This window comes from Mycobacterium sp. 1165178.9, from assembly GCF_001673555.1.
Taxonomy (GTDB): Bacteria; Actinomycetota; Actinomycetes; order Mycobacteriales; family Mycobacteriaceae; genus Mycobacterium.
This window is the reverse complement of the sequence record NZ_LZMB01000180.1, coordinates 19,137-27,160: the sequence shown is the minus strand read 5'-3', so window position 1 is coordinate 27,160 and position 8,024 is coordinate 19,137. Positions and strand designations below refer to the sequence as shown.

Genomic DNA, 8,024 nt, shown 5'->3' with positions numbered 1-8,024 from the left:
AGATGCGCCCGGGTGTCTACGACGTCCACGAACGCGTCCGCGACATGAACCGCAACGGAATCCTCGCGTCGATGTGCTTTCCGACGTTCACCGGCTTCTCGGCCCGGCACCTCAACATGACGCGCGAAGACGTCACCCTGGTGATGGTGTCGGCCTACAACGACTGGCACATCGACGAATGGGCCGGGTCCTACCCGGACCGCTTCATCCCGATCGCGATCCTGCCGACCTGGACACCCGAGGGCATGTGCGCCGAGATCCGCCGCGTGGCCGCGAAGGGCTGCCGGGCGGTCACCATGCCGGAATTGCCGCACCTGGAAGGACTTCCGAGCTACCACGACGAGGACTACTGGGGTCCGGTGTTCCGCACGCTGTCCGAGGAGAACGTGGTGATGTGCCTGCACATCGGCACCGGCTTCGGAGCGATCAGCATGGCGCCCAACGCGCCGATCGACAATTTGATCATCCTGGCCACCCAAGTTTCGGCAATGTGCGCGCAGGATCTGCTGTGGGGCCCCGCGATGCGCAACTACCCGGATCTGAAATTTGCCTTCTCCGAAGGCGGCATCGGCTGGATTCCGTTCTACCTGGACCGCAGCGACCGCCACTACACCAACCAGAAGTGGCTACGTCGCGACTTCGGCGACAAGTTGCCCAGTGACGTCTTTCGTGAACACTCGCTGGCGTGCTACGTCACCGACAAGACGTCGCTGAAGTTGCGCCATGAGATCGGCATCGACATCATCGCCTGGGAGTGCGACTACCCGCACTCGGACTGCTTCTGGCCCGACGCGCCCGAGCAGGTGCTCGCCGAGTTGAACGCCGCTGGCGCCGACGATTCCGACATCAACAAAATCACGTGGCAGAACTCGTGCAAGTTCTTCGGGTGGGACCCGTTCTCCCGGACCACTCGCGAGCAGGCGACCGTTAAGGCACTGCGCGCCAAGGGGAGTGACGTGGACGTGTCGATCCGTTCCCGTGCCGAGTGGGCGCGGCTATATCAGGAAAAGCAGCTCGCGCAGTCCAACTCCTGACGCCGAACGTCGACTTGTTGCGTGAGATCGAGCGATTTTGCCGCAACAACTCGACGTTCGGAGGCGTAGTCCGTCGGGTGTGGTCAGGCGACACGCAGCAGTTCGGCCAGTACGGGCCGCAGTTCTTCGAATCGGTCGATGGCGGCGCCAAATTCACCGCCAATAGGTGGGAGCAGCACGACGTGATCCGCACCCGCCGCCAGGTGCTCTCCCACCTTGGAGACGACATCGGCCGGATCGCCATGGGCGACAAGCGCATTGACCAGTCGATCGCTCACATCGTCGACGTCACTAGCCGAGTAGCCCAGTTTCACCAGCCTCGACGCATAAGATGGCAGGCCCAGTCTGGCAGACACCGCCTCGCGAGCGGCCTCGATGTCGCGCGCCATCGACAGGCCAACGACGAGGAGCTTGTCCGGTCCTAGCGCCTCGCGGGCTGAGGCGGTGAACTCCGGCGGCAGCCCGCCGGGAAAAGCCCCGTCGGCCTTTTCACCGGCCAGCGCAAGCATTTTCGGCCCGTTGGCGGCGACGAGCCGGGGATACGGCGCGTCGGGTGCCGGCGGCCACGTCGGGCCGTCCATGGCCTCCAGGTAGTCGCGCATGGTGGCCAGCGGACTGCCGAATTCAGGACCAACACTGGCCGCCTGCTCCGGATAGCCGACTCCTAACCCGAGCGCGATTCTGCCCGGATACGCCTGCGCCAGTTGGGCGGCCGCGGCGTGCATGGTCTGGGCCGGCCGCGCCCAAATGTTGGCGATGCAGGTGCCGAAGGTCATTCGGTCGGTGGCGGCCAACAGCACGGCGAGCTGCACCAAGGCGTCCTTGCCGATGACCTCGTTGGTCCAGACCGCGCCGTACCCGGCGTCTTCCAGACGGCGCGCGGCCTCCCGCAATAGGTCGGCCGACGGTGTGCTGGTGAACGAGACGGGCAGACACACCCCAGCCGGGCCCAGCGCCTGGCGTGCCGAGGCGATCACCGAGTCAGTCACTCGCTCACTCGCCGAAGTAGTGGCCGGCGTCGAGGTCCTCGAGCAGGCGCGGTCGTTCCGGGTGCCAGTCAAGGACCTTCTGCGTCAAGGCATTCGACGTCGGATTGTCCAACGACGCGAAGAGCGCGAGAAAGCCGAAGTGACCGGCATTTTCGGCGGCGATGCTGGACGTCGGCACGTCCAGGTGACGACCGATGACGGCGGCGATGTCGCACAACGGCACTCCCTCATCGTCGACGCCGTGCAGACGCGTTCCAGCGGGCGCGTTTTCGAGCGCAAGCCGGTATAAGCGTGCGGCGTCGAGCGTGTGTACACCCGGCCAGCGGTTGGCGCCATCGCCAAGGTAGCCGGACACGCCGCTCTCGCGGGCGACGTTGATCAGGTGGTGGGCGAAGCCGTGGTGGTCCAGGTCGCTGTGCACCAGTGGCGCAAGGCGGATCACCGACGACCGAACCCCGCGCTCGGCGAGGGCAATCACCGCGTTTTCGGAATCAACCCGCGGTCCGGATGGCACCGTGTCCTGCTCGGTGGCAACACCGCCGCCCTGCCCCAACAGCGCAAGCAGCAGCGTTCCCGACGTGCTGACAAATGGCCGATCGGAACCGACGAGTGCTTCCCCGATGGCGCGCACAGCGCGCAGGTCCGTCTCGGCCGCGCCTGCGAAGTCGTCGAAGTCGTGCTTGAAGGCGAGGTGGATGACGCCGTCGGACGCCGCCGCCGCATCGCGGAGGCCGTCCAGGTCGTCGAGATCTCCGCGGCGCGGTGTTGCCCCCGCGGCTTGCAGGGCGGCGGCGCCCGCGTCCGACCGCGCCAATCCGGTGACCTGGTGCCCGGCGTCGAGGAGTTCGGTGACAACGGCGGAGCCGATGTGACCGGTCGCGCCCGTGACGAAGACGTGCATGAAAGTTCCCTTCTGGTCCCATGGGATGTACGCCATCAAGTCAATGGCGGTGCTAAAGCCGTGTCCAAGTCCTGTTTCATATGGCGCGATGCAATTCGGGCATCACAGCTGGTCGGGATAGATTCTGCAGCTTCCGGCGGCCCTCGCTCCCATTACACTGGGCGCATGACGGAGTCGGCATCGCCGGTGGTGGATCTTGACCTGCGGCGGGTGGGTTACTTCGTCGTCGTTGCCGAGCATCGGCACTTCGGCCGGGCCGCCTCAGCGCTGCGCGTCGCGCAGCCGTCGTTGAGCCGCCAGATCCGCCGGCTCGAGCAGCAACTCGGCGTCCGCCTGTTGGACCGCACCCCGCAGGGCACCCAGCTCACGGAGGCGGGTGAGGTGTTTCTGCCCCGGGCCAAGGCGCTGCTGCGTTCGGCCGCCCAAGCCACCGCGCAGGCGCGAGCGGCCGCGCAGCCCAGCCGGATCACCATCGGCTACACGATGGGCATGATCGTCACGCCCGCGGTGCGCGAGATGCGCCGCGAGCATCCCGAAGCCGATGTCCAAGTCACGCATTTGGATTGGGACCAAGCGCTCGATGCGTTGCTCGGCCATCGGGTAGACGCGGTGGTGACCCGGCTGCCGTTTCCGACCGAGGGGCTGCACGTGACGATCCTGTACGACGAACCGCGGATGCTGGCGATACCCGTAGACCATCGCCTGGCCGGCCGCGAATCGGTCACCCTCGACGACATCGCCGACGAACCCATGCCGCGGGTGCGGCATTCGGATCCGGCCTGGAGCGCCTTCTGGCGCATCGATCCGCGGCCCGACGGTCGCCGGGCACCCGACGGTCCGTTCATCGATGCGCTGGAGGACAAGTTCGAACTCATCGCCTCGGGGCAAGCCGTGGCGATCACGGCGGGCGTCCACGGCAACGGTGTGCGGCCGGATATCTGCACGGTCCCGTTGGAAGGTGTTGAACCCAGTCATGTCGTATTGGCTTGTCGCGCTGGGGATCGCAGCCGCCTGCTAACGGCCTTCCGCAGAATCGCCGAGGCTGTCCTTACCGGGCCCGCGCCGGTCTGAGTGGCGCTACTGGGGAAGCTCTGGCGCCGGCCGGTACTCGGGTTCGTACCCAGAGATGTGGATCGGGCTTCCGACCAAACGGAATTCGCCCGCTGTCACAATCACTTCCGGCGTGGCCTCCAACGCCTCGGGCAGGGTTCGAACGGCGGCGGCCGGAACTCCGAGCGGACGCAGCCGCTGCTCCCACCCGCTGGCGGTATCGGTCGCCAGCATCGCCGTGACGACGGTCAGCACTTCGTCGCGGCGGGCGACTCGCTCGGCCATCGTCTCGAAGCCCCCGATGCCCGCTTCGGCGGCAAACGACTTCCAGAATCCGTCGTGCGTGATGAACAGCGCCAGGTATCCCTCAGCTGTTGGAAAGAGCTGAGCGGGAACGTAATACGAATGGGCACCGTATGGACGGCGCTGCGGCTCGACGCAGGCGTTGAGATAGGCGGAAGCGTGGTAGTTCAGCTGGGACAGCATGACGTCGCGCAGCGACACATCCACCTGGCCGCCGGTTCCGGAGATGATCTTGGCCAACAACCCCAGCGCCGCGGTCATCCCGGTGGAGTTGTCGGCCGAGGAGTAGCCGGGCAGCGTCGGCGGACCGTCGGGGTCGCCGGTCAGGGCGGCGGTGCCGACGCCCGCCTGCACCACGTAGTCGAAGGCCGGGTCGTCACCGCCGTACAGGCCGAAGCCGGTGATCGCCACGCAGACGATCCGGTCGTTGTGCCGGCGCAACGAGTCGTAGGTCAGGCCCAGCCGGCGGATGGCGGACGGCTTCAGGTTCACCAGCAGCGCGTGCGATTGGGCGACCAGCTCGCCCAATCGCTGCTGTCCCGCATCGGAATTCAGATCCAGCGTGATGCTGGATTTGTTGCGGTTGAGGCTGGCGAAGTAGGTGGCGCCGACGCTGCGGGAGATCTCGCCGCCGGCAGGTTCGATCTTGGTGACCTCTGCGCCGAGATCGGCGAGCAGCATGGTCGCATACGGGCCCGCCAGCATGGTGCCGACCTCGAGGATGCGTATGCCGGCCAGCGGTCCGGTGTTGTTTGCGGTCAACGCAATTCCGCGGCGAGTGAGGCGATCATTTCGCGGGTGCGCCGCTTGGATGCGACCAGCTCGTCGCGGTTGTCGCCGATCGGCAGCAGCCGCACCGACAGATCCGTCACACCGGCGTCGGCGAATCGGCGCATCCGGGCCAGGATAGCCCCCTCGTCGCCGGCCGCACACAGATCGCCGACGTCGCGGGCGTCGCCGCGGTCGAGCAGGCGCTGATAGTTGGGCGACACCTCGGCCTCGCCCAGGATGCGGTTGGCCCGCTCCTTGGCCTCATCGACTTGCCCAGGCGCACACAGGCATACCGGGATTCCCGCGACTATCCGCGGCGCGGGTCGCCCGGCGTCCGCCGCGGCCTTGGTGATCTTCGGCGCGATGTGATCACCGATCGCGCGCTCGTCGGCCATCCACAGGACGGTGCCGTCGGCGAGTCCGCCGGCAATCTGCAGCATCACCGGTCCTAGAGCGGCCACGAGCACCGGCATCGGGGTGTCGGCCCCGATGGCCAGCGGATTGTGCACTCTGAACGAATCGTTCTCGACGTCAACCGCTCCCGGCCCGGCAACGGCGGCGTTGAGCACTTCGAGGTAGTCGCGGGTGTAGGCGGCCGGTTTCTCGTACGGCAGACCGAGCATGTCGCGAATGATCCAGTGGTGCGACGGGCCGACGCCAAGCGCCAGCCGCCCACCGGCCACCGCGTGCGTCGAGAGCGCTTGGCGGGCAAGGGCGATCGGGTGCTGGGCCTGCAGCGGCACCACCGCGGTGCCCAGCTCGATGCGTGAGCTGTGTGCGGCCATCAGCGACACCATGGTCAGGCAGTCGAAGTCGTTGGGCACCTGCGGCATCCAGGCGGTGTCCAGACCCGCGGATTCGGCCCATTCGATATCGGAGACCAGTTTGTCCACCTTGCGGGCCATGTCGCCCCGTTCGGCACCGATCATTACTCCGACGCGCATGGTTCCTCCGTGACGGGTTCGTTCGAGTCAATGTCCGCCGTGCCGGTCAGTGCGCGGATGTCGCGCACGAGGTCGTCCAGCGGCGTCCCGGTGGGGAATACCGCGGCGGCGCCGGCGGATAGTAGCTTGGGGACGTCAGCGTGCGGGATGGTTCCCCCGACGACGACGGCGATGTCAGCGGCGTCGGCGGCGCGCAGCGCCTCCACGGTGCGCGCGGTGAGTGCGAGGTGCGCACCCGACAGGATGCTCAACCCCACCACCGCCACGTCCTCTTGGACGGCGATCGAGGCGATGTCCTCGATGCGCTGGCGGATGCCGGTGTAGATGACCTCGAACCCGGCGTCGCGCAGGGTGCGGGCGACGATCTTCGCGCCGCGGTCATGCCCGTCCAGGCCGGGCTTGGCAACGAGAACGCGGACGGCCATCTAGAACACCACCGGTTGCTGGAATTCGCCCCAGACCGCCTTGAGGGCGGAGACCATTTCCCCGACCGTGCAGTACGCGTTGGCGCAGTCGATCAGCTTGTGCATCAGGTTGTCGTCTCCCTCGGCTGATCGCGACAGCGCAGCCAACGTGGATTTCACTGCGACCGAATCCCTTTCGGCCTTGACTTTGGACAGCCGCTTGAGCTGCAGATCACGTCCTTCGGCGTCGAGTTCGTAGGTGACGACATCGTGGGCCAGTTCCTCCGTCACGAACCGGTTGACCCCGACGACGGGCCGGGTGCCGGCTTCGACCTCCTGATGCATGTTGAAGGCCTCGTCGGCGATCAGGCCCTGCAGGTAACCGTCCTCGATGGCCTGCACCATTCCGCCATGCCGCTCGAGGTCGGACATGATCTCGATGATGCGCTCCTCGGTCGCATCGGTCAGCGCCTCGACGAAGTAGGAGCCGCCGAGCGGGTCGGCGACGCTGGCGACGCCGGTTTCGTGCGCCAGGATCTGCTGGGTGCGCAGCGCCAGAGTCGTGGTCTCCTCGGTCGGCAGGGCGAACGGCTCGTCCCAGGCAGCCGTGAACATCGACTGCACACCGCCCAGCACCGCGGCCATGGCCTCATAGGCCACCCGGACGATGTTGTTGTGGGCCTGCGGCGCGTACAGCGACGCGCCACCGCAGACGCAGCCGAAGCGGAACATCGCCGCCTTCGCCGTCTTCGCCCCGTATCGCTCCTGCACGATCGTCGCCCAACGGCGCCGCCCCGCACGGTATTTGGCGATTTCCTCGAAGAAATCCCCATGGGTGTAGAAGAAGAACGAGATCTGCGGCGCGAATTGGTCGATCGTCATCCGGCCGCGTTCGACCACGGTGTCGCAATAGGTCACCCCGTCGGCCAGGGTGAACGCCATCTCCTGTACCGCGTTGGCCCCCGCATCGCGGAAGTGGGCGCCGGCCACCGAGATCGCATTGAACCGAGGAACCTCGGCCGCGCAGAATTCGATGGTGTCGGCGATCAGTCGCAGCGAGGGCACCGGCGGCCAGATCCAGGTGCCGCGCGAGGCGTACTCCTTGAGGATGTCGTTCTGGATGGTCCCGGTGAGCTTCTCCCGCGGGATCCCCTTCTTCTCCGCGGCCGCAACGTAGAACGCCAGCAGGATCGCCGCGGTCCCGTTGATCGTCATGCTCGTGCTGAGCTTGTCCAGCGGGATGCCGTCGAACAGGATCTCGAAATCGGCCAGGGTGTCCACCGCGACGCCCACCCGGCCGACCTCCTCGCCGAATTCGGGATCGTCGGAGTCGTATCCGCACTGGGTGGGCAGGTCGAGCGCGACCGACAGCCCCGTCCCGCCCTGCTCCAGCAGGTAGCGGTACCGGCGGTTGGATTCCTCGGCGGTGCCGAAGCCCGAGTACTGCCGGAAGGTCCAGAGCTTGCCGCGATAGCCGGATGCGAAATTACCCCGGGTGAAGGGGAACTCCCCCGGCTGCGGAGGCTCCGCGCTTACATCCGCCGGCCCGTATACGGGCTGCAGCGGGATACCAGACGGAGTGTGGGCCGTATTATCCATCGGTGAATAACGTACTTGCAAAAAAAGAG

General features: G+C 66.7%; 8 protein-coding genes. 2 read left to right on the top strand and 6 right to left on the bottom strand.

Features of this window, described 5'->3' with window-relative positions:
- A partial coding sequence (locus A5652_RS08920; protein WP_067349383.1) for an amidohydrolase family protein occupies positions 1–1,034 on the top strand: 1,034 nt, incomplete at its 5' end.
- Positions 1,035–1,117: 83 nt separating this feature from the next.
- Here A5652_RS08920 and A5652_RS08915 read toward each other — a convergent pair.
- Positions 1,118–2,011, bottom strand: coding sequence for a TIGR03620 family F420-dependent LLM class oxidoreductase (locus tag A5652_RS08915; protein ID WP_067349406.1), 894 nt, complete (start codon positions 2,009–2,011; stop codon positions 1,118–1,120).
- Between the two features lie 16 nt (positions 2,012–2,027).
- Complete coding sequence (locus tag A5652_RS08910) at positions 2,028–2,924, bottom strand: SDR family oxidoreductase (protein WP_067349403.1); 897 nt, start codon at positions 2,922–2,924, stop codon at positions 2,028–2,030.
- Positions 2,925–3,089: 165 nt separating this feature from the next.
- Here A5652_RS08910 and A5652_RS08905 point away from each other — a divergent pair, with 165 nt between their 5' ends.
- The gene (locus tag A5652_RS08905) at positions 3,090–3,995 is read left to right on the top strand and encodes a LysR family transcriptional regulator (RefSeq protein WP_067349380.1); all 906 of its coding nucleotides are present in this window, start codon (positions 3,090–3,092) and stop codon (positions 3,993–3,995) included.
- Between the two features lie 6 nt (positions 3,996–4,001).
- Here the strand turns inward: A5652_RS08905 and A5652_RS08900 are convergent, their stop codons facing one another.
- From A5652_RS08900 to A5652_RS08885, 4 genes are read right to left on the bottom strand one after another with little or no spacing between them, the layout of a single operon-like run.
- Positions 4,002–5,039 carry a CaiB/BaiF CoA-transferase family protein gene (locus tag A5652_RS08900; RefSeq protein ID WP_067349376.1) on the bottom strand — a complete coding sequence of 346 codons (1,038 nt, stop codon included), beginning with the start codon at positions 5,037–5,039 and terminating at the stop codon, positions 4,002–4,004.
- Complete coding sequence (locus tag A5652_RS08895) at positions 5,036–5,992, bottom strand: LLM class F420-dependent oxidoreductase (protein ID WP_067349373.1); 957 nt, start codon at positions 5,990–5,992, stop codon at positions 5,036–5,038. The genes A5652_RS08900 and A5652_RS08895 overlap by 4 nt, the downstream gene beginning before the upstream one ends.
- Positions 5,977–6,417, bottom strand: coding sequence for a cobalamin B12-binding domain-containing protein (locus tag A5652_RS08890; RefSeq protein WP_067349370.1), 441 nt, complete (start codon positions 6,415–6,417; stop codon positions 5,977–5,979). Before A5652_RS08890 ends, A5652_RS08895 begins: the two co-directional genes overlap by 16 nt.
- A complete protein-coding gene (locus A5652_RS08885; RefSeq protein WP_067349366.1) occupies positions 6,418–7,995 on the bottom strand; it encodes a methylmalonyl-CoA mutase family protein in 1,578 nt (525 codons plus the stop codon).
- Positions 7,996–8,024 lie beyond the last annotated feature (29 nt).